This is a genomic window from Ancalomicrobiaceae bacterium S20 (assembly GCA_040269895.1).
Classification (GTDB): Bacteria; Pseudomonadota; Alphaproteobacteria; order Rhizobiales; family Ancalomicrobiaceae; genus Methyloraptor; species Methyloraptor flagellatus.
In genome coordinates this window covers 1,846,278-1,871,884 of the sequence record CP158568.1, presented here as the reverse complement: position 1 = coordinate 1,871,884, position 25,607 = coordinate 1,846,278, and the positions used below count along the sequence as shown (strand labels likewise).

Annotated in this window: 20 protein-coding genes and 2 pseudogenes; 17 read left to right on the top strand and 5 right to left on the bottom strand. The window is 69.4% G+C overall.

Features of this window, described 5'->3' with window-relative positions; translation table 11 throughout:
- The first annotated feature begins 40 nt into the window (after nucleotides 1-40).
- The 11 genes and pseudogenes from ABS361_08605 (at nucleotide 41) to ABS361_08555 (ending at nucleotide 12,348) form a co-directional block, all read left to right on the top strand.
- A pseudogene (locus tag ABS361_08605) lies at nucleotides 41-868 on the top strand (ScpA family protein).
- A 97-nt stretch (nucleotides 869-965) separates the two neighbouring features.
- Complete coding sequence (gene scpB, locus ABS361_08600) at nucleotides 966-1,760, top strand: SMC-Scp complex subunit ScpB (protein XBY46264.1); 795 nt, start codon at nucleotides 966-968, stop codon at nucleotides 1,758-1,760.
- 31 nt (nucleotides 1,761-1,791) lie between these two features.
- A complete protein-coding gene (locus tag ABS361_08595; GenBank protein ID XBY46854.1) occupies nucleotides 1,792-2,904 on the top strand; it encodes an ABC transporter ATP-binding protein in 1,113 nt (370 codons plus the stop codon).
- A 203-nt stretch (nucleotides 2,905-3,107) separates the two neighbouring features.
- Nucleotides 3,108-3,350, top strand: coding sequence for a twin-arginine translocase TatA/TatE family subunit (locus ABS361_08590; GenBank protein XBY46263.1), 243 nt, complete (start codon nucleotides 3,108-3,110; stop codon nucleotides 3,348-3,350).
- Between the two features lie 258 nt (nucleotides 3,351-3,608).
- Nucleotides 3,609-4,226, top strand: coding sequence for a Sec-independent protein translocase protein TatB (gene tatB / locus ABS361_08585; protein ID XBY46262.1), 618 nt, complete (start codon nucleotides 3,609-3,611; stop codon nucleotides 4,224-4,226).
- Entirely contained in the window at nucleotides 4,223-5,017 is a 795-nt protein-coding gene (gene tatC, locus ABS361_08580; GenBank protein XBY46261.1) for a twin-arginine translocase subunit TatC, read from the top strand. Before tatB ends, tatC begins: the two co-directional genes overlap by 4 nt.
- A gap of 158 nt (nucleotides 5,018-5,175) precedes the next feature.
- The gene (gene serS, locus ABS361_08575; protein ID XBY46260.1) at nucleotides 5,176-6,558 is read left to right on the top strand and encodes a serine--tRNA ligase; all 1,383 of its coding nucleotides are present in this window, start codon (nucleotides 5,176-5,178) and stop codon (nucleotides 6,556-6,558) included.
- Between the two features lie 190 nt (nucleotides 6,559-6,748).
- Nucleotides 6,749-8,731 (top strand): EAL domain-containing protein, encoded by a 1,983-nt coding sequence (locus ABS361_08570; protein XBY46259.1) that lies wholly within the window; start codon nucleotides 6,749-6,751, stop codon nucleotides 8,729-8,731.
- 76 nt (nucleotides 8,732-8,807) lie between these two features.
- Nucleotides 8,808-9,566: a 5'/3'-nucleotidase SurE gene (surE, locus tag ABS361_08565; protein XBY46258.1), complete on the top strand. Its 759-nt coding sequence runs from the start codon at nucleotides 8,808-8,810 to the stop codon at nucleotides 9,564-9,566.
- A gap of 167 nt (nucleotides 9,567-9,733) precedes the next feature.
- Nucleotides 9,734-10,414 (top strand): protein-L-isoaspartate(D-aspartate) O-methyltransferase, encoded by a 681-nt coding sequence (locus ABS361_08560; GenBank protein ID XBY46853.1) that lies wholly within the window; start codon nucleotides 9,734-9,736, stop codon nucleotides 10,412-10,414.
- Nucleotides 10,415-10,722: 308 nt separating this feature from the next.
- The gene (locus ABS361_08555; GenBank protein ID XBY46257.1) at nucleotides 10,723-12,348 is read left to right on the top strand and encodes a peptidoglycan DD-metalloendopeptidase family protein; all 1,626 of its coding nucleotides are present in this window, start codon (nucleotides 10,723-10,725) and stop codon (nucleotides 12,346-12,348) included.
- Nucleotides 12,349-12,506: 158 nt separating this feature from the next.
- Here ABS361_08555 and ABS361_08550 read toward each other — a convergent pair whose 3' ends face one another.
- A complete protein-coding gene (locus ABS361_08550; protein ID XBY46256.1) occupies nucleotides 12,507-13,406 on the bottom strand; it encodes an ATP-binding protein in 900 nt (299 codons plus the stop codon).
- A gap of 365 nt (nucleotides 13,407-13,771) precedes the next feature.
- Between ABS361_08550 and yajC the strand changes: the two genes are divergently transcribed.
- The 5 genes from yajC to ABS361_08525 all read left to right on the top strand — a co-directional run bounded on the left by yajC (nucleotide 13,772) and on the right by ABS361_08525 (nucleotide 18,269).
- Nucleotides 13,772-14,128, top strand: coding sequence for a preprotein translocase subunit YajC (gene yajC, locus ABS361_08545; protein XBY46255.1), 357 nt, complete (start codon nucleotides 13,772-13,774; stop codon nucleotides 14,126-14,128).
- A 166-nt stretch (nucleotides 14,129-14,294) separates the two neighbouring features.
- Nucleotides 14,295-15,896 (top strand): protein translocase subunit SecD, encoded by a 1,602-nt coding sequence (secD, locus tag ABS361_08540; protein ID XBY46254.1) that lies wholly within the window; start codon nucleotides 14,295-14,297, stop codon nucleotides 15,894-15,896.
- A gap of 18 nt (nucleotides 15,897-15,914) precedes the next feature.
- Nucleotides 15,915-16,883 carry a protein translocase subunit SecF gene (secF, locus tag ABS361_08535; GenBank protein ID XBY46253.1) on the top strand — a complete coding sequence of 323 codons (969 nt, stop codon included), beginning with the start codon at nucleotides 15,915-15,917 and terminating at the stop codon, nucleotides 16,881-16,883.
- A gap of 115 nt (nucleotides 16,884-16,998) precedes the next feature.
- Nucleotides 16,999-17,385 (top strand): MTH938/NDUFAF3 family protein, encoded by a 387-nt coding sequence (locus tag ABS361_08530; GenBank protein ID XBY46252.1) that lies wholly within the window; start codon nucleotides 16,999-17,001, stop codon nucleotides 17,383-17,385.
- Nucleotides 17,386-17,396: 11 nt separating this feature from the next.
- Nucleotides 17,397-18,269 (top strand): phytoene/squalene synthase family protein, encoded by an 873-nt coding sequence (locus tag ABS361_08525; GenBank protein ID XBY46251.1) that lies wholly within the window; start codon nucleotides 17,397-17,399, stop codon nucleotides 18,267-18,269.
- 106 nt (nucleotides 18,270-18,375) lie between these two features.
- Here the strand turns inward: ABS361_08525 and gltX are convergent, their stop codons facing one another.
- Nucleotides 18,376-19,797: a glutamate--tRNA ligase gene (gene gltX / locus ABS361_08520; protein XBY46250.1), complete on the bottom strand. Its 1,422-nt coding sequence runs from the start codon at nucleotides 19,795-19,797 to the stop codon at nucleotides 18,376-18,378.
- Nucleotides 19,798-20,343: 546 nt separating this feature from the next.
- Here gltX and ABS361_08515 point away from each other — a divergent pair.
- The gene (locus ABS361_08515) at nucleotides 20,344-22,854 is read left to right on the top strand and encodes a ComEC/Rec2 family competence protein (GenBank protein XBY46249.1); all 2,511 of its coding nucleotides are present in this window, start codon (nucleotides 20,344-20,346) and stop codon (nucleotides 22,852-22,854) included.
- A gap of 40 nt (nucleotides 22,855-22,894) precedes the next feature.
- On the opposite strand, the pseudogene lexA reads toward ABS361_08515, so the two are convergent.
- From lexA to moaC, 3 genes and pseudogenes are all read right to left on the bottom strand, one after another.
- Nucleotides 22,895-23,622 (bottom strand): annotated as a pseudogene (gene lexA / locus ABS361_08510) (transcriptional repressor LexA).
- 257 nt (nucleotides 23,623-23,879) lie between these two features.
- A complete protein-coding gene (glp, locus tag ABS361_08505) occupies nucleotides 23,880-25,115 on the bottom strand; it encodes a gephyrin-like molybdotransferase Glp (protein XBY46248.1) in 1,236 nt (411 codons plus the stop codon).
- Nucleotides 25,115-25,597 carry a cyclic pyranopterin monophosphate synthase MoaC gene (moaC, locus tag ABS361_08500; protein ID XBY46247.1) on the bottom strand — a complete coding sequence of 161 codons (483 nt, stop codon included), beginning with the start codon at nucleotides 25,595-25,597 and terminating at the stop codon, nucleotides 25,115-25,117. Before moaC ends, glp begins: the two co-directional genes overlap by 1 nt.
- Between the last annotated feature and the right edge of the window lie 10 nt (nucleotides 25,598-25,607).

Sequence of the window (25,607 nt, the reverse complement as noted above, 5' to 3'; positions counted from 1 at the left end):
GGACAAGGACTGATACAAGCGGGGGACCAGACAGGCGTCGATGAGCGCGGCGGAGGAGATCGAAGGCCCGCAGGCGAGCCCATCCGTACCGCCGCGTCTGCCGGGCGCGGAGGCGTGGGATCGCGGCGCGACGCCCGGCGTCGAGGCCCGGCCGGGCGACCCGACGCTGGTCGTCGACGTCGAGGGCTTCGAGGGCCCGCTCGACCTGCTCCTGTCGCTCGCGCGCAGCCAGAAGGTCGACCTGACCAAGATCTCGATCCTGGCGCTCGCCGAGCAGTATCTCGCCTTCATCGAGGAGGTGCGCAAGACGCGCCTGGAACTCGCCGCCGACTATCTCGTGATGGCGGCGTGGCTCGCCTATCTGAAGTCGCGGTTGCTCATTCCCGATCCGCCCAAGGACGACGAGCCGTCGGGCGAGGAGCTCGCCGCCGAACTCGCGTTCCGCCTGCGCCGCCTGGAGGCGATGCGCGAGGCGGCGGCCAAGCTGGTCAACCGCAACCGCGTCGGTCGCGACGTGTTTCTGCGCGGTGCGCCCGAGCCGGTGGTGGTGCGCTCGAAGATCGAATGGACCGCGACGCTCTACGACCTCCTGACCGCCTATGCCGCGCATCGGCAGCGCACGATGGTGACCAACGTCCGCGTCGCCCGCCGCAAGGTCTGGTCGCTGGTCGAGGCGCGCCAGATCCTGGAACGGCTCGTCGGCACCGTGCATGACTGGACGCCGATCGCCGATATCCTGGTCCGCTTCCTGAGTCCCGGCATGCGCGCCACCGTGCTCGCGAGCTCTTTCTCGGCGACGCTGGAGCTGGTCCGGGAAGGTCGCGTCGAGATCCGGCAGGCGAACCCCTTCGCACCGATCTATCTCCGCGACCGCGCTTCCGCTATTGACGGAGCCGGAGACGATGACATCGCCCCCGCGCCGCTCGACGACGTCGAGACGGACGGGGCCGAGCCGGGGATGGACGATGACGACGGCGCCGGCCGAGGACGACGCGACGACGCTTGACGCTGCGGGCGATGCCTCCGCGGCCGCGAGCGACCGCGCCCCGTCGACGGGCGGCATCATCGACGAACGCATCGCCGCGCGCGTGGTCGAGGCGCTGCTGTTCGCCTCCGACGCGCCGCTCGGCGAGGACGTTCTCGCCGAACGCCTGCCCGAGGGAGCAGATATCCGCGCGATTCTGGATCGGCTCGGCGAGGATTATGCCGGCCGCGGCGTCAACCTGGTCCGTGTCGCCGGCAAGTGGCAGTTCCGCACCGCCGACGATCTCGCCTTCCTGCTCCACCGCGAGGCGGTCGAGCAGCGCAAGCTGTCGCGCGCCACGCTGGAGACGCTGGCGATCATCGCCTATCACCAGCCGGTCACGCGCGCCGAGATCGAGGCGATCCGCGGCGTGACCATGTCGAAGGGCACGCTCGACGTGCTGCTCGCCGCCGGCTTCATCCGCATGCGCGGCCGCCGCCGCACGCCGGGCCGGCCGGTGACCTACGGCACCACGGAGGGCTTCCTTGTCCATTTCGGCCTGGAGGCGATCCAGGATCTGCCGGGGCTCGAGGAACTGAAGGGCGCCGGCCTGCTCGACGGCCAGATCCCGGCCGGCTTCCATGTGCCGATCCCGTCCGATCAGGCTGGCCTGACCGACGACGAGGAACCGCTCGAGGAGACCGACCTCGTCGCGCTGATGGAAAGCGAGCGCGACGGCGAGACGGGTTCCGAGATGCCGGACGAGGGCCAAGACGACGAGGAACAGGACCGCTAAGCCGATGCCGCTGCTCGATCCCCCATCGCCGATGACCGAGGCCGCCGCGCGCCGGGCCGTGGTGCCGCCGCCGCGCGCAGCCGCGGTGATCGCGGGCCGTCTGACCTTCGAGACCGTCAGCCATCACTATGACGGCATGGCTTCGGTCAAGGACGTCAGCCTGACGGTCGAGCCGGGAGAGGTGCTGTGTTTGCTCGGCCAGTCCGGTTGCGGCAAGACCACGCTGCTTCGGATCGCGGCCGGCGTCGAACGGCAGTCGGGCGGCCGCGTGCTGGTCGACGATCGCGAGATCGCCGGACCGGGGGTCTTCGTCGCGCCGGAGAAGCGCGGCATCGGGCTCGTGTTCCAGGATTACGCGCTGTTCCCGCACATGACGATCATCGAGAACGTCATGTTCGGCCTGACCGCGCTGCCGCGTGCCGATGCCGAGCGCGAGGCGCTGCTGGCGCTCGGCCGCGTCGGGCTCGAGGGCTACGCCTTCGACTATCCGCACGAGCTCTCGGGCGGCGAACAGCAGCGCGTGGCGCTCGCCCGCGCGGTGGCGCCGCGCCCGTCGGTGCTGCTGATGGACGAGCCGTTCTCCGGGCTCGATCGCCGGCTTCGGGACAGCGTCCGCGACGAGACGCTTGCGGTCTTGCGCGAGACGCGCGCGACCGCCGTGGTCGTCACCCACGATCCGGAGGAGGCCATGCGCATGGGCGATCGGATCGCCCTGATGCGCAAGGGCCGGCTCGTGCAGGTCGGCACCGCGCACGACCTCTATCACAAGCCGGCCGAACTGTTCGTCGCGCGCTTCTTCTCCGAGATCAACGTGATCGAGGGCACCGCCGGCGACGGCGAGGCCGAGAGCCCGTTCGGCCGGCACCCGGCCGAGAGCGTGACGCGCGGCGCGCCGGTCGACATCTGCATAAGGCCCGAGGGTGTTCTGGTCCTGCCGGCGGGCGAGGGCGTCGCCGGCCGCATCGTCTCGCGCCGGTTCCTGGGCGAGGTCGACCTCTACGAGATCGCCGTGCAGGGGCTCGAAAAGCCGATCAAGGCGCGGGTGCGCGGCGGCCAGTCGCTCCGGCCCGGACGCGACGTCGGCCTCGGTGTCGAGCCATCCGACGTGCTCGTCTTCCCCAGGCGGCCGACACGCCCCATATGACGGTCATAGGCGTGTTGCGGGCGCTTGGCCTATTTGCCATATTGCGCCCGCTCGACGCCTCGAGAGCCACGAGGCATCGGACGAGCGGGACGGACGGCGACGTCCGTCCGTGTTGAAATCAGGCGGCCTTCGGGAGAGGAGGCCGCGCGACGTTCGGGCGACGGCCCGGCGGAAAGGGGCGCAACGCCCCGACGGAGACATCGATGGGTTCCTTCAGCATCTGGCACTGGCTCCTGGTCCTCGTTGTGGTCATGCTCCTGTTCGGCAAGGGCAAGATCTCGGACCTGATGGGCGACGTCGCCAAGGGCATCAAGAGCTTCAAGAAGGGCATGTCCGAGGACGACACCGCGGCGGCTCCGCCGGCCGCGACCGACCCGGCCGCCCCGCGCACGATCGACAATCGCGCGCCGGAAGCCGCCACGGTGGACAAGACCCGCGCGAGCTGACCCGCGAATGGCGGCGGTCGCTCCGCCGCCCGGTACCCGGCCCACGGCCGGCGGCGCGAGCCTGTCGGCCGTTTCGGCGTGAGCTTGGCAGAGACGATCGGTTCCGCCGCCCTGTCTTGCCAGGCGTTCTGGCCGGGTGTTCTGGCCGGGCGTTCGGGCTGACGGCATGTGGGCGACGGCGGCGCGCGAGCGACGACTTTGGAAGACCCGTCGCGCGGCAGGACTGCCGCTGCCGATGGCGCGTCACGGATGGGCGAAATGCTTGATATCGGTTGGAGCGAACTGCTCATCATCGGCGTCGTGGCGCTGGTCGTGGTCGGCCCCGAGGAACTCCCGCAGCTCCTGCGCACCGTCGGCCAGTGGGTCGGCAAGGTCCGACGCATGGCCGGCGAGTTCCAGAACCAGATGAACGAGGCGATCCGCGAGGCCGAGCTCGACGACGTCAAGAAGAGCGTCGAGGATCTGCGCAGTCTCAGCCCCGCCTCGATGATCCGCAACGAGCTCGAACAGTTCACCGCGCCGGTGACCGCGATCGAGACCGAGGCGCGCGCCGAACTGGCCGGTATCGAGGCCGGCGTGACCGCGCCCTCGCAGGCGAATGCGGCGCTCGCGGAGGGCGAGGCCGCGGCTCTGGCCGGCGCGGCAGGCGAGGGCGTCAGCGCCCCCGTATTGACGGAGACCGAGGTCGCCGCGCGGATCGATGCGGCGGTTCCGGCGCCCGATACGGTGTTCGAGCCGCCGAGCTTCCATGTCGAGGCCCCGCCCGTCGAAGCCGTTCCGGCTGAAGCGACACCTGAGAAAATCGAGAAGATCGAGACCGCCGCGCTCGCTCCGGCGGTCGAGGCCGACGCATCTCCCAAGGCTCGAGGCCAATGACCGACAAGGACCAAGACGACATCGAGGCCTCGCGCGCGCCGCTGATCGAACATCTGATCGAACTGCGCGCCCGGCTGGTGAAATCGCTGATCGCGCTCGTGATCGCCTTCCTGGTCTGCTTCTTCTTCGCCAAGGGGATCTACAACTTCCTGGTCTGGCCGTATGATTATGTCATCCGGAACATGACCGGCAAGCCGGCGACGATGATCTTCACGGCGCCGCAGGAGTTCTTCATCACCCAGATCAAAGTCGCGTTCTATGGCGCGATCTGCATCGCGTTCCCCGTGATCGCGACCCAGATCTACATGTTCGTGGCGCCCGGCCTCTACAAGCACGAGCGCCACGCCTTCCTGCCGTATCTGGTTGCGACGCCGGTTTTCTTCCTCGCCGGCGCGACGCTCGTCTATTTCATGCTGCCCATGGTGCTCGGCTTCTTCGCCTCGATGCAGCAGACCAGCGAGGACGGCATCAAGATCGAGCTGTTGCCGAAGGTCAGCGAATACCTGTCGCTGATCATGTCGCTGACCTTCGCCTTCGGTATCGTGTTCCAGATGCCGGTCGTGCTGACGCTGCTCGGCCGCATCGGCATCGTCACCTCCGAGGCGCTGCGCAAGCGCCGGCGCTGGGCGATCCTGGTCGCCTTCATCGTCGCGGCCGTGCTGACGCCGCCGGATCCGCTGAGCCAGATCTCGCTCGCGATCCCGACGATCATCCTTTACGAGCTGACGATCATCTCCGTGCGCATGGTCGAGAAGAAGGCCGGCCGCGCGGTCGCCACAGTCGACGACTGAGCCGACGGACTGAAGAGACGCTGGGGCCGGGCGCCGGGCGCGCCCGCGGCTTCGCGTCCCTCGGGTCTTCGCGAAGCTTGCGTGTGCCGGGTCCGCCCGCTATGCCCCGTCGTGCCGCGCGCGCCTTCGCGTCGCGCGGGTCCATCGACAGGTGACACATGCACGACATCAAGCTGATCCGCGACAACCCGCAAGCCTTCGACCAGGCGCTGATCAATCGTGGCAAGTCGCCCCTGTCGTCGGACCTGCTCGCCATCGACGAACGCCGCCGCCAGCACCTGACCAGGCTGCAGGACGCGCAGGCGCGCCAGAACGCCGCCTCCAAGGAGATCGGCAAGGCCAAGGCCACCAAGGACGAGGCCAAGGCGCAGTCGCTGATGGCCGAGGTCGCCGAGCTGAAGGCGTTCATCCAGGCCGGCGAGGCCGAGGAGCGCACGATCGAGGCGGAACTCGAGGCCGCGCTCGCCGGCATCCCGAACGTGCCGGAGGCCGACGTGCCGGTCGGCCGCGACGAGCACGACAACGTCGAGATCCGCAAGGTCGGCGCGCCGCGTTCGTTCAACTACGCGCCGAAGCAGCATTTCGAGCTCGGCGAGGCGCTCGGCATGATGGACTTCGAGACCGCGACCAAGGTCTCGGGCGCCCGTTTCGTGTTCCTGAAGGGCAAGCTCGCCCGTCTGGAACGCGCGCTCGCCCAGTTCATGCTCGACCTGCACACGGAAGAACACGGCTACACCGAGGTGAACCCGCCGTTCCTGGTCAATACGGCCTCGGCCTATGGCACGGGCAACTTGCCGAAGTTCGCTGATGATCTTTTTGGCACCTACACGTCTGAATCCTTCCGTGCAGCGTTCGAAAAGGCGCTGGAAGAACACGATACCGGGACTTTGCCAGAAGGGATGACCATTAACGTTCGCGTTGGCCAATTGATTGACCGGAAGTGGCTGATCCCGACTGCCGAGATCCCGCTCACCAACATCGTGCGCGAAGAGATCCTCGACGAAGCGAAGCTGCCGTTCCGGTTCACCGCCTGGACGCCGTGCTTCCGCTCGGAGGCCGGTTCGGCTGGGCGCGACACGCGCGGCATGATCCGCCAGCACCAGTTCGCCAAGGTCGAGATGGTTTCGGTGACGACGCCGGAGCAGTCGGAGGCCGAGCATCAGCGCATGACGGCGGCGGCCGAGGACGTGCTGACCAGGCTCGGCCTGCCGTTCCGCACCATCGTGCTGTGCACCGGCGACATGGGCTTCTCCTCGCGCAAGACCTACGACATCGAGGTCTGGCTGCCGGGGCAGGACACCTATCGCGAGATCTCGTCCTGCTCGAACTGCGGCGACTTCCAGGCCCGGCGCATGAACGCGCGCTATCGCCCCGCCGAGGGCAAGGGCACGCGCTTCGTCCATACGCTGAACGGCTCGGGCGTCGCCGTCGGCCGGTGCCTGATCGCCGTGATGGAGAACTACCAGAACGAGGACGGTTCGATCACGGTGCCGGAAGTCCTTCGTCCCTATATGGGCGGACTGGAAGTTATTTCGGCCTGACATTCTGCGGCGCTCGGCGCGAATGACTTGAACGCCCGGCCACGCGCCGGGCGTTTATCTGTTCGGCTGAACAACGCGAGATGCCCTAGAGGAAGGATCGCGTTCTCTGATCTGTCGCACCGTAATCATGCCTTAAGTCAAGTGCGCTAGTATGCCACGGATAAAAGGTGGCATCGGACGCGGCAGGCATATGGCGCTCAGCTTCGCGAAGATCTGTTCGTTGTTCCAGGTCCCCAAGGACAACCCGGAGCTCGTCCAGGCACAGTTCCGCGCCTTCGTGCAGCAGATCCCGCTGCTCTACGGCACCCTCATCCTCAATTCCCTCGCGATTGCGTATACTTACCACGATCGCGCGCCGCTCTGGCTCGCCGTCGGACTGCCTGTCGGGCTCTCGGCGATCTCGACGGCGCGGGCGATCTGGTGGATCCGGCAGCGCTATGTCGAGGTGACCCCCGAGCGCGCCTATCGCCATCTGACCGGCACCAACCGTCTCGCCGTCGTCCTCGCCGTCGTCTTCACCGCCTGGGGCCTGTCGCTCTACGGCTACGGCGATGCCTATGGGCAGGGCCACATCGCCTTCTACATGGGCCTGACCGTCATCGCCTGCATCTTCTGCCTGATGCACCTGCGTTCGGCGGCCATCGCGGTCACCCTGGTCGTGAACGTGCCCTTCATCCTGTTCCTGTCGATCGTCGGCGAGACGACGCACAAGGCGATCGCGATCAATCTGGCGCTCGTTTGCGGCGCGATGATCCGCATCCTGTTCGTCTACTATCGCGACTTCGCCAAACTGGTGGAATCCCGCCGCGACCTGATCATCAAACAGGCCGAGACGCAGCGGCTCTCCGACGAGAACCTGCGCATGGCCAATCTCGACTCGCTGACCGAACTGCCGAACCGCCGGCGCTTTTTCGCCGATCTCGACCGCGCCTTCGCGGACGCGGAGACGGAAGGCCATGCGATGGCGGTCGGCATTCTGGATCTCGACGGCTTCAAGCCGGTCAACGACACCTTCGGCCACACCACCGGCGACGGCGTGCTGATCGAGGCCGGCCGCCGGATGGCGGAGGTCTGCGCCGCCGAGACCGGCCCCTGCCGGGCGACGGTCTATCGGCTGGGCGGCGACGAATTCGGTGTGCTGGTCACCGGCGATCCGTCGCGCGCCAGCCTGACGGCGATCGGCCATCGTCTCGGCGAGGCCGTGCGCCGGCCGTACCGGATCGGCGCCTCGCATGCGGCGATCTCCTGCTCGGTCGGCTTCGCGCTCTATCCCGACACCGGCACGGACGGCGGTACGCTGTTCGAACGCGCCGACTACGCGCTCTACCACGGCAAGCGCAGCCAGCGCGGCAGCGTGGTGCTGTTCTCCCGCGAGCACGAGGACCAGATCCGTGCGCTCGGTACGATCGAGCAGGCGCTGCGCACGGCCGATCTCGAACGCGAGCTGTCGCTGAGCTTCCAGCCGATTCTCGACGTCCGCGCGGGCCGGGTCGTCTGCTTCGAGGCGCTGGCGCGCTGGAACAGCCCGACGCTCGGCCTCGTGCCGCCCGACCGCTTCATCCCGATCGCCGAGCGTTCCGGCTCGATCGGCGACATCACGCGCGTGCTGCTCGCCCAGGCGCTCGCCTGCCTGAAGACCTGGCCGCGCGACATCGGCATCTCGTTCAATCTCTCCGCCTACGACATCTGCGCCGCCGAAGGCGCGATGCGGCTGATCGCGGCGGTGAACGCGAGCGGGGTCGACCCGCGCCGGGTCGATTTCGAGATCACCGAGACGGCGATGGCCTTCGACTTCAACCAGGCGCGCCGCACGGTGGGCGCGCTGAAGGCGCTCGGCTGCAAGATCTCGCTCGACGACTTCGGCACCGGCTATTCGTCGCTGAGCTACGTGCACACGCTGCCGCTCGATCGCGTGAAGGTCGACCGCAGCTTCGTCGCCAACATCGAGAACGACGAGGTCAGTCACAAGATCGTGCGCACCATCGTCGGTCTCTGCGACGACATGAATCTCGAATGCATCGTCGAGGGCGTCGAGACGCCGAACCAGTTCGCGATCGTGCAGGGCATGCACTGCGAAATGGCGCAGGGCTACCTGTTCTCCAAGCCGATGCCGGCCGCCGAGGTATCGGCATATCTGGCCCGCCGGCCCGAGCGTCAGGCAGGGGTTGCCTAGCCGGCGCGGACGCTGTCTATCGGGGCCGAACGGCCGACTCGCGGCCGATTGGACCTCAGAGGCGACGAGGGCGGCCATGCGCATCCTGATCACCAACGACGACGGTATTCATGCGCCCGGCCTCGCCGTGCTCGAGACGATCGCGGCGGCGATCGGCGACGAGGTCTGGGTCGTCGCGCCGGAGACCGACCAGTCCGGCAAGGCCCATTCGCTGACGCTGTCCGATCCGCTACGCCTGCGCCACATCGAAGGTCGGCGCTATGCGGTGCGCGGCACGCCGACCGACTGCGTGATCATGGGCATCCGCCACGTGCTGCCCGAGAAGCCGGATCTGGTGCTGTCAGGCATCAATCGCGGCTCGAACATCGCCGATGACGTCACCTATTCCGGCACGGTCGCCGGTGCGATGGAGGGCACGATCCTCGGTGTGCCGTCGATCGCGCTGTCGCAGGCGTTTCCGTGGAAGAAGGACGCCGAGCCGGGCTGGGACTGCGCCGAAGCGCTCGGTGTCGATGTGGTCCGGAAGATCCTGGAGGTCGGCATCCCGAAGGGCGTGCTGATGAACGTCAACTTCCCCGACCGGAAGCCCGAGGAGGTCTCCGGCATCGAGGTGACGCGCCAGGGCGCCCGCAACGAGGACCTGATCCACGTCGAGGAGCGCATCGACGGTCGCGGCTTCCCTTACTACTGGATCGGCTACCGGCCGAAGTGGCTGAACCCGGAGGTCGGCACCGATCTCTGGGCGCTCGATCAGGGCGCTGTGTCCATTACGCCACTGCGGCTGGATTTCACCGACCACGCGGTCCGGCAATCGCTGCAGCACGCGTTTCGTTGAGATCGCATCAACCATTCGCGCCTAGGCCTTGAGTCTCACGTCAGGGAAGTAGGCCGTCCGAACGGCACGCCCCGGCGGGAGGCCGGTCTTCGCCATGCTTCCGCCCCCTCGGCGGCGCTGCATGGAACCGGCTCAAGTGAATCACGGAGGCGTTCTTGGCCGTGCGTATGTCGGCCGCCGTCCGCCGCTTGGCGGATGGCCTGTCCGGGGAGGACCGCGAGCACGTCGCGGCCATGCTTCTGGCACTTCGTTCCGAAGGCATCGCCGAGAACAGGATTCTCGCCGCCTTCGAAGCGACGCCGCGCACCCTGTTCGTGGCCTCCGGCGACCGCGACCGGGCCTATGACGCGTTCCCGATCGCCATCGAATGCGGCCAGACCCTGCCGCCGCCGGCCGTACAGGCCCGTATCATCCAGGCCGCCGCGATCGAGCCGCACCACAAGGTTCTGGAGGTCGGCACCGGATCGGGCTTCGCCGCGGCCGTGATGGCGCGGCTCGCCGAACGCGTGACCTCCGTCGAGCGTTATCGGACCCTCGCCGAGCTGGCCGAGGAGCGGATGGCGAGCCTCCGGCTCGGCAATGTCACCATCGCCCAGCACGACGGCCTCGAGGGCTATGCGCGCTTTGCGCCCTATGACCGGATCGTCGTGCAAGGCGCCGTCGGCCAGCTGCCGCTGGCGCTCGCCGCGCAGCTGAAGCCCGAGGGTATCCTGGTCGCTCCGATCGGCCGCGCCGGTGCCGAGCAGGTGCTGACGCGCTTCGTCGCGCGCGAAAAGCACATCGACGCGACGCCGCTCGGCGCGATTCGGATGATAGCGCTTTCGCCGGGCCGGGCGGCCGCGCTCTGATCGAGCGGATTCGCGTGCTTTGCCTGCTGAATATGCGGCGCCGGATCGCTCATCGTGCGCGGAGCGCGACTCGCGAAAGTTGCGCGGAAGCGGATCCGGTCGACAGCTGCCGCGGCGTTGGGGCCGTTTTCACGGATCCCGGTCCGATGGATCGAAAGTTGCCGGGAGCGCCCGCTTTTCCAACGGTTTTCGCGACATCGCCGGCCCGGAATTTACGCATTCGCTGCCGGTCTTAAGCGTTTATCAACGTTACAGGCCGTTAAATAACACCCATGGAATTCGTTGTCTTTCGTGGCGTGAGTGGTGCGATGCGTCAGCTCAAGAATCGGTGGCGGTCCCACAATCTGACCCAGGTGGCCCTGGTTGCGCTGCTCTCGGCGGGCGCGGCCGGTTGCTCGAGCGACTTCTCGCGCTTCGGTGAGCCGGTCTATACCGGTTCGACGCCCAACCAGAAGTCGATCCTCGGTGGCGCACCGGCCCAGCCGGCCTACGGCGGCGGCTACGCCCAGCCTGGCTATGCCCAGCCGGCTTATCCGCCGCAGTCTGATGTGACCGGCTCGGTCGGTGTTCAGCGTCAGCAGCTGCCGCCGCCCGTTGCCGCTCCCGCGGCGCCGGCTCCGGTCGCCCCGGCGCCTTACGTGCCGCAGCAGCAGTCCTACGCGCCGCCGCCGCCCGCCGTGCCGCAGACCACCGGCAGCATCGGTTCTCGGCCGATCGTGGCTTCGGCCCCGGCCGGTTGGACGATGCAGGGCGCGACGCCGGTCGCGGTTCAGGCCGGCGACACCGCCGATGCGGTCGCGCGCCGCTACGGAGTGCCGGCGACGGTGCTGATCCAGTCGAACGGCCTTTCCGACCCGAATCGTCTCGTACCCGGTCAGCAGCTGCTGATTCCGGTCTATACCTCGAACGCACCGGCCGTGCAGGCGCCCGCCCAGCGCACCGTGACCGCTCCGGTGGTGCAGCCGGCTCCGGTGCCGCAGCGCGCGGCAGCCGCGCCGGTCGCTGCCCCCGTGGCGATCCAGCCGGGCGCCAAGCCGGCCGCGCATCTGCTCGCCGGTGCCAAGCCGCAGGCGCCGACCCCGGCGCTCGCGAATGCGCCCGCCGCCCAGCCGATCGCCATCGTCGCCCAGCACACGGTCGTGCGCGGCGAGACGCTCGACGCGATCGCCAAGCATTACGGCGTGACCAAGCATGCGCTGATGCAGCGCAACGGCCTCAAGGCCGAGGCGGTTGCGGCCGGCCAGAGGCTGACGCTGCCCGCCGGCGCCAAGGTCACGGTTCGCACGGCTCAGGCGCCGGTCGCCGCGCCGCTCGCTCCCGCATTGACGCCCGCTGCCGGCGCGCCGCCGGCCGCCCTCGGCCAGACCGCCCAGCTCGCGCCGGCCAAGCCCGGGCCGATCACGCCGGCTCCGGTCACGCCTGTCGCGACCGCGCCCGTGCCGAAGCCCGGTGAGGTCAAGGTCGCCTCGACGGCCCCGACGGCGCCCGCCAAGCAGGAGGCCGCGGTCGCTCGCGAGATCACCGAGACCGAATCGCATGCTGCCAAGAACGGCCCGCTGTCGTTCCGCTGGCCGGTGCGCGGCCGTGTGATCGGCGAGTTCGGCGCCAAGCCGGGCGGCGAACGCAACGACGGTATCAATCTCGCCGTACCGGAAGGCACCTCCGTGAAGGCGGCCGAGGACGGCGAGGTCATCTATGCGGGCAACGAGCTGAAGGGCTACGGCAACCTCGTCCTCGTGCGCCACGCCGACGGCTGGGTCTCGGCCTACGCCCACGCCAGCGACATCCTGGTCAACCGCGGCGACAAGGTGAACCGCGGCCAGATCATCGCCCGCGCCGGCACCACCGGTAACGTCAACCAGCCGCAGCTGCACTTCGAGCTGCGCAAGGGCCAGAAGCCGGTCGATCCGAAGCCCTATCTCGCCTCCAACTGAGGCAGGCGGAACGCGTTTCCGTCTGTCGGAGGCCACGCGGACGGAAAAGCGAGGCGGCTGCCGGGTCCCAACACCCGGCAGCCGCCTCATTTCTTTTGTGGAGCGTTTTCCCATCCGGCGGGTCGGTCCAGCCGGACACGCGCTTCGCCGGATCGCGCTCAGTCCTCCAGCCGCGCCCCGAGCCGCCCGGCCAGATCCTGAATATATTGCCAGGCCGTGCGCCCCGAGCGCGCGCCGCGCGTCGTCGCCCATTCCAGGCTGTCGCGCACGAGTGTCTCGTCTTCGATCGCGAGGTTGAAGTGACGGGCGTAACCCCTGACCATGGCGAGATAATCGTCCTGGCTGCACTTGTGGAAGCCGAGCCACAGGCCGAAGCGGTCGGACAGCGAGACCTTCTCCTCGACCGCTTCGCCGGGATTGATCGCCGTCGAGCGCTCGTTCTCCATCATGTCGCGCGGCAGCAGATGGCGACGGTTGGAGGTCGCATAGAACACGACATTCGCCGGCCGCCCCTCGATGCCGCCCTCGAGCACCGCCTTCAGCGACTTGTAGGACGTGTCGTCGGCGTCGAAGGAGAGGTCGTCGCAGAACAGCAGGAAGCGGTGGGCGCTGTCGCGCAGCAGCCCCATCAGCACCGGCAGGCTCTCGATGTCTTCCCGGTGGATCTCGACGAGTTTCAAGGGCCCGAGCGCCTGCGCCGCGAGCCGGCGGTTAACGGTCGCGTGCGCGGCCTTGACCAGCGACGACTTGCCCATGCCGCGCGCGCCCCACAGCAGCGCATTGTTGGCCGGCAGGCCGCGGGCGAAGCGCTCGGTGTTGTCGATCAGGATGTCGCGGGCGCGGTCGATACCCTGCAAGAGGATCATCTCGACGCGCGCGACCCGGCGCACCGGCTGCAGGACGGCGCCGACCGGCTGCCAGACGAAGGCGTCGGCGGCGTCGAAATCCGGCAGCGCCGGCGCGGGCGGCACGGCGCGCGCCACCAGGGCGACGAGCGCGTCGAGCCTGGCGGCGAGGAGGGCGAAGTCGGCGGGGGCGGGGGCGGGCATATCGGCCATGGTCGCAACGTTTCCGTATCTCTCGGCGGCGCTCCGCGCGGCCTGTGCCGCATTAGCACGGCGATGCCGGCACTGAGAACGCCATCGGGCCGCAGGGCGCGGATGCGTCGCGCTCGGACGAGGTCCAGCCCGTGGAAGGAGCCGGTTTCAGCGCGGCCGGGACTGGAAACCCCGACACGCGCGTTCCATTTGCATTCGGGTCGCCGGTCGCTATAGTCCGCGCGCCTTCGCGACGGGTTCTTCCCGGCGCGGCGAGGGCGTGACATTCGCGAAGGCGTGACCCGCCCGCCGCGATGCGGTCCCGCCCGATCCTATCCCTTTCGGTTGCGTCGCGCCGTCGCGCCGACGCCAACGAGGAGTTCCGGATGTTCGTCACCCCTGCCTACGCCCAAGCCGGGGCCGCCGCCCCGGCCGGGTCGGAAATGCTGATCTCGCTGGCGCCTTTCGTCTTCATCCTGGTGATCATGTACGTGCTGATCATCCGGCCGCAGCGCCAGCAGATGAAGAAGCATCAGGAGCTGATCGCGAACATCCGTCGCGGCGACACCGTCGTGCTGTCGAGCGGCATCATCGGCAAGGTTTCCAAGACCGCCGATGCCGAGGTCGAGGTCGAAATCGCGCCGGGCGTGAAGGTCCAGGTGGTCCGTTCGACCATCTCGGAGGTCCGCGCCAAGGGCGAGCCGGTCAAGGACGCGGCCAAGGACGCCAAGGACGCGAAGTGACGAAGCCGGGTGCGGCCGAGGTCGCACCGGACCGGCGCCGGCGGGTTCGCCGCCGCGCCTCATGAGATAGGGCAGGGGTCGCGGTCCCGGGATCGGTCGGGACGCCCTCTGTTCGGGAGCGGTCCGCGCGCGCGAACCGCCTGCGACAGGCCGACGGACGAGGTCCATGCTGTACTTTTCCCGCTGGAAGCTGATCGCCATCACGCTGACGTGCCTCGCCGGCCTCGTCCTGGCCGTGCCGAATTTCCTGTCCAAGGACACGCTGAAGAGCCTGCCGTCCTGGATGCCGCAGCGGACCATGACGCTCGGCCTCGATCTTCAGGGCGGCGCGCATCTGCTGCTCGAGGTCGACACCGCCTCGCTGGTCAAGGACCGGCTCGACGTGCTGCGTGACGACATCCGCCGCGTGCTGCGCGAGGCCAAGATCGGCTATACCGGCCTCGGCATCTCCGGCAATGGCGTGCAGGTCCGCGTGACCGACGCCGCCCAGGCCGACAATGCCGCGACCAAGCTCAGGGAGCTGGCGCAGCCGGTCACCGACAGCGTCTTTACCGGCACGCGCATCGTCGATGTCGAGGTGCAGCAGCAGGACGGCGGCCTGTTCCGCCTGCAGCTGACCGACGCCGGTCTCGAATACCGCGCCCGCCGCGCGGTCGAGCAGTCGATCGAGGTCATCCGCCGCCGCGTCGACCAGCTCGGCACGACCGAGCCGCTGATCGCCCGCCAGGGCTCGAACCGCCTGCTCGTGCAGGTGCCGGGCTTGCAGGACATCGGCCGCCTCAAGTCGATTCTCGCGCAGACCGCGCGCCTGACCTTCCACATGGTCGAGGGCGTCGGCCCGCAAGCCGCGCAGTCCGCCCGCGCCGGCGACACCGACGTGCTCTATACGCGCGACAACCCGCCGGTCCCGGTCGTGGTGCAGCGCCGCGCCATGCTGACCGGTGAAGAACTGGTCGACGCGCAGGCCGGTTTCGCGCCGAACACCAACGAGCCGATCGTCAGCTTCCGCTTCAACACCTCCGGAGCGCAGAAGTTCGCGACCATCACCGAGCAGAACGTCGGTCGCCCCTTCGCGATCGTGCTCGACAAGGACGTGCTGAGCTATCCGGTCATCCGCGATGCGATCCGCGGCGGCTCCGGCCAGATCTCGGGATCGTTCACGGTGCAGTCGGCCAACGACCTCGCGCTCCTGATGCGCGCGGGCGCGCTGCCGGCGAACCTGACCATCGTCGAGGAACGCACGGTCGGTCCGGGCCTTGGCTCCGATTCGATCCGCGCCGGCGCGCTCGCCGCCGTGATCGGCACGGCCGGCGTCGCGCTCTACATGGTGCTCAACTACGGCCTGCTCGGCATGTTCGCCAATGTGGCCGTGGTGATCAACGTGATGTTCACGCTCGCCATCCTGTCGAGCTTCGGCGCCACGCTGACGCTGCCCGGCATCGCCGGCATCGTGCTCGGGGTCGGCATGGCGGTCGATGCCAACGTGCTGATCTACGAGCGCATCCGCGAGGAGCAGCTCGCCGGCGCCTCGGCGATTTCGGCGATCCAGACCGGCTATCAGCGCGCCATCGCGACGATCACCGACACCAACCTCACCCACGTCATCGCCGCCGCCGTGCTGTTCTTCTTCGGCACCGGTCCGATCAAGGGCTTCGCCCTGACGCTGATCATCGGCACCATGACGTCCTTCTTCACCGCGGTCACCGTGACGCGCATGATCATCGCGCTCTGGTATCGCTACGTGCGCCCGACGCGCGTTCCGCTCTGATCGGGAGACAAGCGACCCATGAAGCTCCTTCGTCTCATTCCGGACGGAACCAAGATCCCGTTCATGTCCTGGCGGCGGGTCACGTTCCCGCTCGCGCTGATCCTGGTCGTTTCGTCGCTCGCCGGCTGGGCCGTGTTCGGCTTCAACTACGGCATCGATTTCGTCGGCGGCACGGTGATCGAGGTCCGCTCGAAGACCGGTCCGGCCGACACCCATGCCATCCGCCAGAAGATCGAGGCCCTGCATATCGGCGAGGTGCAGATCCAGTCGTTCGGCGGCCCGGAGGACGCCCTCGTCCGCATCGGGTACCAGGAGGGCGGCGAACAGGCGCAGCAGGCGGCGATCGGCAAGGTCCGCGACGTGCTCGGCGACGCCTACGAGTTCCGCAGGACGGAAGTCGTCGGCCCGGCGGTCTCGGCCGACCTGCGCCGCGACGCTGCCATCGCGGTCGTGCTGTCGCTGCTCCTGATCCTGGCCTATCTGTGGTTCCGCTTCGAATGGCAGTTCGCCGTCGGTGCGATCCTGACCACGATCCACGACGTCGCGCTGACGCTCGGCTTCATGGCCTGGACGCACATCTCCTTCGATCTGCCGATCCTCGCCGCGGTCCTGACCATCGTCGGCTATTCGCTGAACGACACGGTGGTCATCTACGACCGCGTGCGCGAGATGCTGCGCAAGTACAAGAAGATGCCGGTCGACGAGCTGATCGATCTGTCGATCAATCAGACGCTGTCGCGCACGATCGTCACCGCCATCACCGTGTTCATCGCCGCACTCTCGCTGCTGCTCTTCGGCGGTGATGCGCTGCGCGGGTTCAACATGATCATGGTGTTTGGCATCGTGATCGGCACCTATTCGTCGATCATTGTCTCGGCGCCGCTGCTGATCTTCCTGCACCTGCGTCCCGGCGATGCGGACGGCGACAAGAAGCCGTCCAAGGCGAAGAAGCCGGGCACGGACGTCGCCAAGCCCGCCACGCCCTGAGGCGCGAAAAGCACGGCAGGGCGATTTCGCCGGCCGGACCATCGGAACCGCCGCCCCGTGCGGCGGTTCTGTCGCGTGTTGTGTGATCCATCAAGCATCGTCCGGGGAGGCGACCATGGCCGAAGACGTCAAAGTGGCGCACTTCCCGGGTCTCGCGCCGGTGGAGGCCTACGGCCGTGGTGGCTTCCGCTTCGCCGACATGAGCCACCGCGGCTCGATCCTGTGCCTGCCGACCGGGATCTTCGCCTGGGATCCGGTCACGCCGGCCGATCTTGCCGCGACCTCGGCCTATGAACGGGTCTTCGCGCTCGCCGACACGCTCGATTTCTGCCTGATCGGCACCGGTCCGGAGATCGGCGCGATCCCGGAGCGGCTCCGCTGGCGCTTTCGCGAACTCGGCATCCAGGCCGACACCATGTCGACCGGCGCCGCCGTACGGACCTACAACGTCATGCTCGCCGAGGGGCGCCGCGTCGCGGCCGGCCTTCTCGCGGTCGATTGAGGCGACTGACCATGGCAGCCGATCCGGCCGGTGCGCTCAACGAGGTCTACGCCCAGTGCGAAGCGCTGGTCAGGGAGCGCGATCGCGACCGCTGGCTCGCGGCGCTGTTCATGCCCGAAGCGGCGCGGCGCCACGTCCATGCGGTCCTCGCCTTCGCGGGCGAGATCGCGCGCATCCGCGATCTGGTCTCCGATCCGCTGCCCGGCGAGGTACGTTGCCAGTGGTGGCGCGAGGTGATCGAGGGTGAGCGCGCCGGCGAGGGCCGGGCGCATCCCGTCGGCGCTGCACTGCTCGACACGATCGAGCGCTTCTCGCTGCCGGTCGAAGCCTTCGTCCGGTTGATCGATGCGCGCATCTTCGATCTCTACGACGATCCGATGCCGAGCGTGCCGGAGCTCGAGGGCTATACCGGCGACACCTCCTCGGCGCTCATTCAGCTCGCCGCGATCATTCTCGCCGAGGGGCGCGACCCTGGCACCGCCGACGCGGCCGGCCATGCCGGCGTCGCCTATGCGGTGACCGGCCTCTGCCGTGCTTTCGCGTTCCATGCCTCGCGCGGCCAGATCTTCCTGCCGATGGACGTCTTCGCCGGCCATGGCGTCACGCGCGATCAGATCGTCGCGGGCGAGGACAGCCCCGGCTTGCGCGCTGCGCTCGCCGAGATCCGCGGCGTCGCACGCCGGCATCTCGGCGCGACGCGGCGGCTGATCGGCGCAGTGCCGCCCTCCGCCGCGGCGGCGTTCCTGCCGGTGGCGCTGGTCGAGCCCTATCTCGACCGGATGGACCGACGCGACTACCTGCCGTTCCGCCATGCGGTCGAGCTGCCGCAGTGGCGCCGGCAATGGATCCTCTGGCGTGCGTCCCGGAAGGCGCGCCGCGGCTGAGCTCCCGCCGCACAGAGGCGACCGGATCCCCGACTTGGCAAGCAAAAGGCCCGCCCGACAGCGTCGGACGGGCCATTGTTGTGTCAGCAACTTGGTTTCGCGCCGCTCAGGCGACGTCGCGGATCCGCGCCAGGCTCTCGTCGCGGCCGAGCACGTCGAGCACGTCGAAGATGCCGGGCGAGGTCGCGCGGCCGGTCAGCGCGGCGCGCAGCGGCTGCGCCGCCTTGCCGAGCTTCAGCCCGGTTTCCTCGGCATAGGTGCGGACGGCGGCCTCGGTGGTCGCGGCCGACCACGCAGCGGCCTCGATCGCCTCGAGCCGCGGCAGCAATCCGGCGAGGGTCGTCTTGCCGGCTGCGTCGAGCAGCGCCGCGGCCTTCTCGTCGATCGGCAACGGCCGCGTTGCGAAGATGAAGCGCGCACCGTCGAGCAGCTCCACCAGCGTCTTCGCCCGCTCCTTGAGGCCCGGCATGGCCTTCAGGATCTGCGCCTGCACGGTCTCGGTGAACAGCGGCTTCAGCGCCGCCCCCTCCGGGATGTGGTCGAGCAGATCGACCAGCGCCGCCAGGAGCTCGGCATCCGGCGCCGCGCGCATGTAGTGGCCGTTCAGGTTTTCGAGCTTGGCGAAGTCGAACCGGGCCGGACCCTTGTTGATGTCGCCGACCTCGAACCACGCCACCGCCTGCTCGGTCGAGAAGATCTCGTCGTCGCCATGGCTCCAGCCGAGCCGGGCCAGATAGTTGCGCAGCGCCGCCGGCAGATAGCCCATCGCGCGATAGGCATCGGTGCCGAGTGCGCCGTGGCGCTTGGAGAGCTTTGCGCCGTCCGGCCCGTGGATCAGCGGGATGTGGCTCATCGACGGCACCGTCCAGCCCATCGCCTCGTAGATCTGGCTCTGGCGGGCGGCGTTGGTCAGGTGGTCGTCGCCACGGATGATGTGCGTGACGCCCATATCGTGGTCGTCGACCACGACCGCCAGCATGTAGGTCGGCGTGCCGTCGGAGCGCAGCAGCACGAAGTCGTCGAGCACATCGTTGCGGAACACGACGCGGCCCTGCACGAGGTCGTCGACGACCGTCTCGCCCTCGTTCGGGCTCTTCAGCCGGATCACGTATTTGGCGCCGGCCGGCGCCTCGGACGGGTCGCGGTCGCGCCAGCGCCCGTCGTAGCGCGGCGGCCGGCCCTCGGCCATGGCGAGCGCGCGCATCTCCTCGAGCTCTTCCTGCGTGGCGAAACACTTGTAGGCCTTGCCGCCAGCGAGCAGCTCATTCGCGACCTCGGCATGGCGGCTCGCGCGCGCGAACTGGAAGATCGGCTCGCCCTCCCAGGTCAGCCCGAGCCACTTCAGCCCGTCGATGATCGCCTCGATCGCGGCATCCGTCGAACGTTCGCGGTCGGTGTCCTCGATCCGGAGCAGCATCTTGCCGCCGGTGTGCTTGGCGTAGAGCCAGTTGAACAGCGCGGTGCGCGCACCGCCGATGTGCAGGAAGCCGGTCGGGGAGGGGGCGAAGCGGGTGACGACATCGGACATGGGAACACCGGACCAATCAGGGGCGCGCCGCTCGGGGAGGGCCGTGCGGCGATGAGGCGGCCGGACCGCGGATCCGGCCGAACCGATGGACGTGCGCCGGAGCCGCCAGCCGGCACAGCCGTGGCGACCTGGACGTGTGACGAGGGTCGTCGGGGTTGCATGCGCGCGCAACGCGGCGGATGATCCCGGGCGAGGCGCGTTCCTGTAGCACGCTGACCGCAAAAACCAAGGGGGCAAGGGGCGATTGGCCGCCGATCCGCGCGATCCGGGCCGGCCGGGGGCACTCGGCGAAGCGGCAACGGCCGGCGGCGCGCCGCCGGGCGGGCCGACGCGCGTCCGGATGCTTCCGCCAGTGGTCCGATTGCCCACGATCCCGCTGCCCACGACCCCACTCCAGGCTGGCCTCGCTCCGATGACGGCCGCGATGCCGGGCGAGCAGGTGCGCCGCTCGCGCCGGCACCAATCGACGCGGTGGGCCCGGGCCGCGGCAACCCGATGCTGCCCGATGGGCTGTCGCCCACCTCTTGGCGCGGACGGAGCGGACGCGTGCTGGCCCGCCTGTTTCCGCGGCCTGCCTGGCGTGTCCGGCTCGCGCTCGGTCCCGAGCGCGCCATCGCATGGCTTCGCGACACGCTCGACGCCGAGTTTGCGGCCGGCCACGGCTTTCTCTGGCTGGTCGCCTGTTTCGGGGCCGGCGCGGCGATCTATTTCAACCTGCCGCGCGAGCCTTGGCCGCCCGCGCTCGGCGCCGTGGCGCTCGTCCTGGCCGGCGCCGCGATCCTCACCCGCCGGCGCGGCGGCGAGGCGCGGCTGCTGCTCGCGGCGACCGCGCTCGTGGTCGGCGTGCTCGCCGGCGCGGTCGAGGCCCGGCTGGTCGCCGCCCCCCGGCTCGATCGCGAACGCACCGTCGACGTGACCGGCCGGGTCGAAGGCCTGGAGACCACGCAGCGCGGCTCGCTGCGGCTGGCATTGCGGGTCGAGACCATGACCGCGCGTGGCCTCGGCCCCGCCGATACGCCGACCCGCATCACCGCGACGGTGAACCCGCGCGGCCTCGCGGTCGCGGCCGGCGATCGTGTGCGCTTCAAGGCGCGGCTGAAGCCGCCGGACGGCCCGGTGCTGCCGGGCGGCTACGACTTCGCGCGGCGCGCCTGGTTCGATGGTCGCGGCGCCTATGGCTATGCGCTCGGCCGGGTCGAACGGCTGGAGCCCGGCGAGCGAGGCCTTCTCGCCCGCACGGTCCTCGATCCGGTCGCCGAGTTGCGCCACGCGATCGCCGACCGCATCCGCGCGACCTTGCCCGGCGCGAGCGGCGCGATCGCGGCCGCCATGATCGTCGGCGAGCAGCGCGCGATCCCGAACCTCGAGAACGACTGGCTGCGCAACTCGGGCCTGACCCATATCGTGTCGATCTCCGGTCTGCACATGACCTTGGTCGCCGGCGGCATGATCGCCTTCGTGCGGGGCCTGCTCGCGCTGTCGCCCCGGCTCGCTCTGCGCTATCCGATCAAGAAATGGGCCGCCGTCGCGGCCTTCTTCGCCTCGACGGTGTACCTGCTGCTCTCCGGCGGCGCGGTCGCCGCGATGCGCTCCTATCTGATGCTGTCGGTCGCGCTGCTGGCCGTGCTGCTCGATCGACCTGCCATCACCCAGCGCACCGTCGCGGTGACGGCGCTGTTCCTGCTCGGTCTCGATCCTTCCAATGCGCTCGATCCCAGCTTTCTCATGTCCTATCTCGCCGTCGTGACCCTCGTCGCGAGCTACGATGCGTGGCGGGCCCTCGACCGTCCCGGCCCGGGCGACTGGCGCGACGTCGGCCTCCTGCGCTGGGGCGCCGTCTCGGCGCTCCGTCATGTCGAGGGGCTGGCCTTCTCGTCGCTGATCGCGGGCGTGGCGACCGCGCCGGTGATCGCGCAGACCTTCTATCGCGGCGCACCCTACAGCCTCGTCGCGAACATGGTCGTCCTGCCCTCGGTCGGCCTCGTCGTCATGCCGGCCGCCTGTCTCGCCCTGCTGGCGATGCCCTTCGGTCTCGATCCGCTGCCGCTCGCGATCATGGGGCTCGGGATCGACTACATGGTCGCGGTCGGCCGGATCGTCTCGAACTGGCCGGGCGGTGAGGGACTGATCGGCGCGGTCCATCCCTGGACGGCGCCGGTCGGCGTGCTCGCCGTGCTCTGGCTGTCGTTCTGGCGCACACGCCTCAGGCTGTTCGGCATTCTCCCGGCCTTCCTGTCGCTGGGGCTCGCCCTCATGGGGCCGCGGCCCGATCTGATCGTTGCCGCCCGCGCCGGCACGATCGCAATCCGTGGTCCCGACGGTCGCCTCGCGGTGCTGGCCGACCGCCGCGATGCCTTCGAAGTCGCGAACTTTCTCTCCGCCGATGGCGACCCGCGCAAACCCGGTCACGCGGGCCTTGCGGACGGCTGGACCTGCGACAAACTCGGCTGCGCCTATCGCTGGGTCCGAAGGCCGGCAGCAGCGTACGCCGCTCCATCGAAAACCGTATCATCCAGCTCTCTCGGAGCCGCGGCCGCCATCGCAGCTCCGGCCGACATCGTCGCGCCCTCGGCCGAAACGCGATGGGCGGCCGAGACCGAACCGAATCCCGGCATCGAAAGCGCCATCGCGCCCGCTATCGAAACCACGCCGGGGCCCCCCGTCACCATCTCGGTCGTGCGCGACCCGCGCGCCTTCGACGAGGACTGCCGGCTCGCCGCCATCGTCATCACGGCGCTGGTCGCGCCGCCCGCCTGCGCCGACCATGCCCTAGTGATCGATCGCCTGATGCTCGCTCGCACCGGCGCCGTCGCGCTCGACTGGACCGACGATCCGCGCCGGCCGTCGATCCGTACCAGCCTCGGCCCGGCGCCGCGCCCCTGGACCCCGATCGACGCCCGCGCCGCCATGATCGCCGCCGCTCGCGACGACGCAGTCCGGGCGAGGACGGCCGATCCGGCGATCGACCCGACTGCACCCGACGAGCATTCCAACTCCGAGGGCGGGCCGGAGCCGCCCGATCAGGCCGCCCCGCCGCCTTCTCCGGTCGAGCCCTGATCCGTGCCTATCGCGGGCCGAGGCGAGGCCGGCACGGCGCTCAATAGCGCCGCACGAGCCCGATCAGCCGGCCCTGGATCTTGACCCGGTCCGGTCCGAAGATGCGCGTCTCGTAGGCCGGGTTGGCGGCCTCGAGCGCGATCGTGCCGCCGCGCTTGCGCAGCCGCTTCAGCGTCGCCTCCTCGTCGTCGACGAGCGCCACGACGATGTCGCCCGTATCGGCCGCGTCGGCCCGTTTGATCACGACGGTGTCGCCGTCGAGGATGCCGGCCTCGATCATCGAATCGCCGCGCACCTCGAGGGCGAAGTGCTCGCCGCTGCCGAGCATGTCGGCCGGCATCGGCACGCTGTGGCTGAAGGTCTGGATCGCCGAGATCGGCGTGCCGGCGGCGATCCGGCCCATGACCGGGATCGACACGACGCCCGGACGGTCCTCGGCGACCGGCGGCGGTGGCGCGAGGTTGGGTGCGGGTTTCGGCTTGCCGAGACCGCCCTCGACGACGGCCGGGGCAAAGCCGCGCCCCCGCGCGGCGAGGCGAGGCTCGGCGCGACCGAATCGGGCAGCCGCAGCACTTCGAGCGCCCGCGCCCGGTTCGGCAGGCGGCGAATGAAGCCGCGCTCCTCGAGCGCCGTGATCAACCGATGGATGCCGGACTTCGACCTCAGATCGAGGGCGTCCTTCATTTCGTCGAAGGACGGCGGCACGCCCGATTCCTTCAGGCGCTCATGGATGAACATCAGCAGTTCGAACTGCTTGCGCGTCAGCATCGGTGCGCCCCTCGTCGTCCTCGGTCCTCGATCCGCACCGGGCGGTGCAATCCCGAAGGACCGCCGCTCGAACGTTGCGGCGTGCAACGTGCGGTTCCATCTGGACCCGCCGCTCAGGATCCTGTTGGGCCGAGCAGAGCGGGTACAAATCACGAACTCACGTTACACGTTCCCTTGATGTTCCACAAGAGTGAAGGAACCGTAAAGGTGAAAACGGGAACGATCGCCGAAATAGGAAATTCCGTCGAATAAGGCGCTCAGCCGAGCAGAACGATGCGGCAACCGGCGCCGGCGGCGAGAGCGGGCGCGTTCGGCGGCCGGACGATCAGGCAATCGGCGGCGGCGAAGCTCGACAGCATCGAGGAGTCCTGCAGGGCGAGCGGCTCGACCACCGGCAGGCCGTCGCGCCAGTCGACGATGCGGGCACGCAGGTAGTCCTGACGCCGGTCGTTCGGCTTGAGATCGCCGGCCAGGATCGCCTCGCGCTCGGGATCGAACAGCGTCGGCTCGGCGAGCAGCGCCCGCAGGAGCGGCTTCAGGAACAGGATCGCGGTGACGAGGCTCGACACCGGATTGCCCGGCAGGCCGAGCACGCGCGTCGGCCCGAGCCGACCCGACATCAGCGGCTTGCCGGGCCGCATCGCGATCTTCCAGAAGCCGAGTTGAAGCCCTTCGCCGGCGAGCGCGCGCTGCACGAGATCATGGTCGCCGACCGACGCGCCGCCGAGCGTGACGAGCACATCCGCGCGCGCCTCGACGGCGGCGACGGCGCGGGCGGCGATGACGTCCGCCCGGTCCGGTGCGATGCCGAGCGGCAGCGGCGTGCCGCCGAGATCTTCGACCAACGCCGCGATGGCATGGGCGTTCGAGGCGACGATCTGGTCGGGGCGCGGGGTCGCACCCGGCTCGACCAGCTCATCGCCGGTCGCCAGGATCGCGACCCGCGGCCGGCGGCGCACGGGGATGGTCGCATGGTTCATCGCGGCGGCGAGCGCCAGCGCGCGATAGTCGAGCCGCTGTCCGGCCCGCAGCAGCCGGTCGCCGGCGGCGAAATCGAGACCGGCGGCGCGCACGTTGCGGCCGGGCGCCGGGATCTCGGTCGGCCTGATGCCGCCATCGGCCGCGACCGCGGCGTCTTCCTGGATCAGCACGGTGTCGGCGCCGGCCGGCAATGGGGCGCCGGTGAAGATGCGGACGCACTCGCCCGCGTCGACGGTGCCGGCGAAGGCGCGGCCGGCGGGCGCCTCGCCGACGAGCCGGAGCGCGACGTCGAGCGCCAGATCGGCGTGGCGGACCGCGTAGCCGTCCATCGCGGAGGCGGCGAAGGGCGGTTGCGTGCGCGTGGCGACCAGATCTTCCGCCAGCACGCGCCGGTTGGCCTCGGCGAGCGCGACGGTCTCGGCCTCGACCGGCGCGACGCCGTCGAGCAGCCGGGCTTGCGCGTCGGCGATGGCGAGCAGCTCGGACTTCGGGGAGGTGGGCGCGCCCGCCATCAGGCCTCCGCGTGCCAGTCGCCGGACTTGCCGCCGGTCTTGGTGAGCAGGCGGATGTCACCGATCACCATGCCGCGGTCGACGGCCTTGGCCATGTCGTAGATGGTCAAGCAGGCGACCGAGCAGGCGGTCAGCGCTTCCATCTCGACGCCGGTCTGGCCGGAGACCTTGACGGTCGCGGTCACGACAAGGCCGGGCAGAGCGTCGTCGGGCTCGATCTCGATCGAGACCTTGGAGATCGGCAGCGGATGGCAGAGCGGGATCAACTCATGGGTGCGTTTGGCCGCCATGATGCCGGCGATGCGCGCGGTCGCGATCACGTCGCCCTTCTTGGCCTGGCCGGCGCGGATCAGCGCCAGCGTCTCCGGCAACATCGCGACATGGCCGCTGACGACCGCCGTGCGGCTGGTCACGGCCTTGTCGCCGACATCGACCATGTGGGCGGCGCCGGTCTCATCGAGATGGGTGAGTTTCGCCGTCAAACCATGTCTC

What these genes read in the sequence shown, in the direction of transcription:
- scpB (XBY46264.1), top strand. Translation starts at nt 966, where the DNA reads ATGACGACGGCGCCGGCCGAGGACGACGCGACGACGCTTGACGCTGCG.
- ABS361_08595 (XBY46854.1), top strand. Translation starts at nt 1,792, where the DNA reads ATGACCGAGGCCGCCGCGCGCCGGGCCGTGGTGCCGCCGCCGCGCGCA.
- ABS361_08590 (XBY46263.1), top strand. Translation starts at nt 3,108, where the DNA reads ATGGGTTCCTTCAGCATCTGGCACTGGCTCCTGGTCCTCGTTGTGGTC.
- tatB (XBY46262.1), top strand. Translation starts at nt 3,609, where the DNA reads ATGCTTGATATCGGTTGGAGCGAACTGCTCATCATCGGCGTCGTGGCG.
- tatC (XBY46261.1), top strand. Translation starts at nt 4,223, where the DNA reads ATGACCGACAAGGACCAAGACGACATCGAGGCCTCGCGCGCGCCGCTG.
- serS (XBY46260.1), top strand. Translation starts at nt 5,176, where the DNA reads ATGCACGACATCAAGCTGATCCGCGACAACCCGCAAGCCTTCGACCAG.
- ABS361_08570 (XBY46259.1), top strand. Translation starts at nt 6,749, where the DNA reads ATGGCGCTCAGCTTCGCGAAGATCTGTTCGTTGTTCCAGGTCCCCAAG.
- surE (XBY46258.1), top strand. Translation starts at nt 8,808, where the DNA reads ATGCGCATCCTGATCACCAACGACGACGGTATTCATGCGCCCGGCCTC.
- ABS361_08560 (XBY46853.1), top strand. Translation starts at nt 9,734, where the DNA reads ATGTCGGCCGCCGTCCGCCGCTTGGCGGATGGCCTGTCCGGGGAGGAC.
- ABS361_08555 (XBY46257.1), top strand. Translation starts at nt 10,723, where the DNA reads ATGCGTCAGCTCAAGAATCGGTGGCGGTCCCACAATCTGACCCAGGTG.
- ABS361_08550 (XBY46256.1), bottom strand. Translation starts at nt 13,406, where the DNA reads ATGGCCGATATGCCCGCCCCCGCCCCCGCCGACTTCGCCCTCCTCGCC.
- yajC (XBY46255.1), top strand. Translation starts at nt 13,772, where the DNA reads ATGTTCGTCACCCCTGCCTACGCCCAAGCCGGGGCCGCCGCCCCGGCC.
- secD (XBY46254.1), top strand. Translation starts at nt 14,295, where the DNA reads ATGCTGTACTTTTCCCGCTGGAAGCTGATCGCCATCACGCTGACGTGC.
- secF (XBY46253.1), top strand. Translation starts at nt 15,915, where the DNA reads ATGAAGCTCCTTCGTCTCATTCCGGACGGAACCAAGATCCCGTTCATG.
- ABS361_08530 (XBY46252.1), top strand. Translation starts at nt 16,999, where the DNA reads ATGGCCGAAGACGTCAAAGTGGCGCACTTCCCGGGTCTCGCGCCGGTG.
- ABS361_08525 (XBY46251.1), top strand. Translation starts at nt 17,397, where the DNA reads ATGGCAGCCGATCCGGCCGGTGCGCTCAACGAGGTCTACGCCCAGTGC.
- gltX (XBY46250.1), bottom strand. Translation starts at nt 19,797, where the DNA reads ATGTCCGATGTCGTCACCCGCTTCGCCCCCTCCCCGACCGGCTTCCTG.
- glp (XBY46248.1), bottom strand. Translation starts at nt 25,115, where the DNA reads ATGGCGGGCGCGCCCACCTCCCCGAAGTCCGAGCTGCTCGCCATCGCC.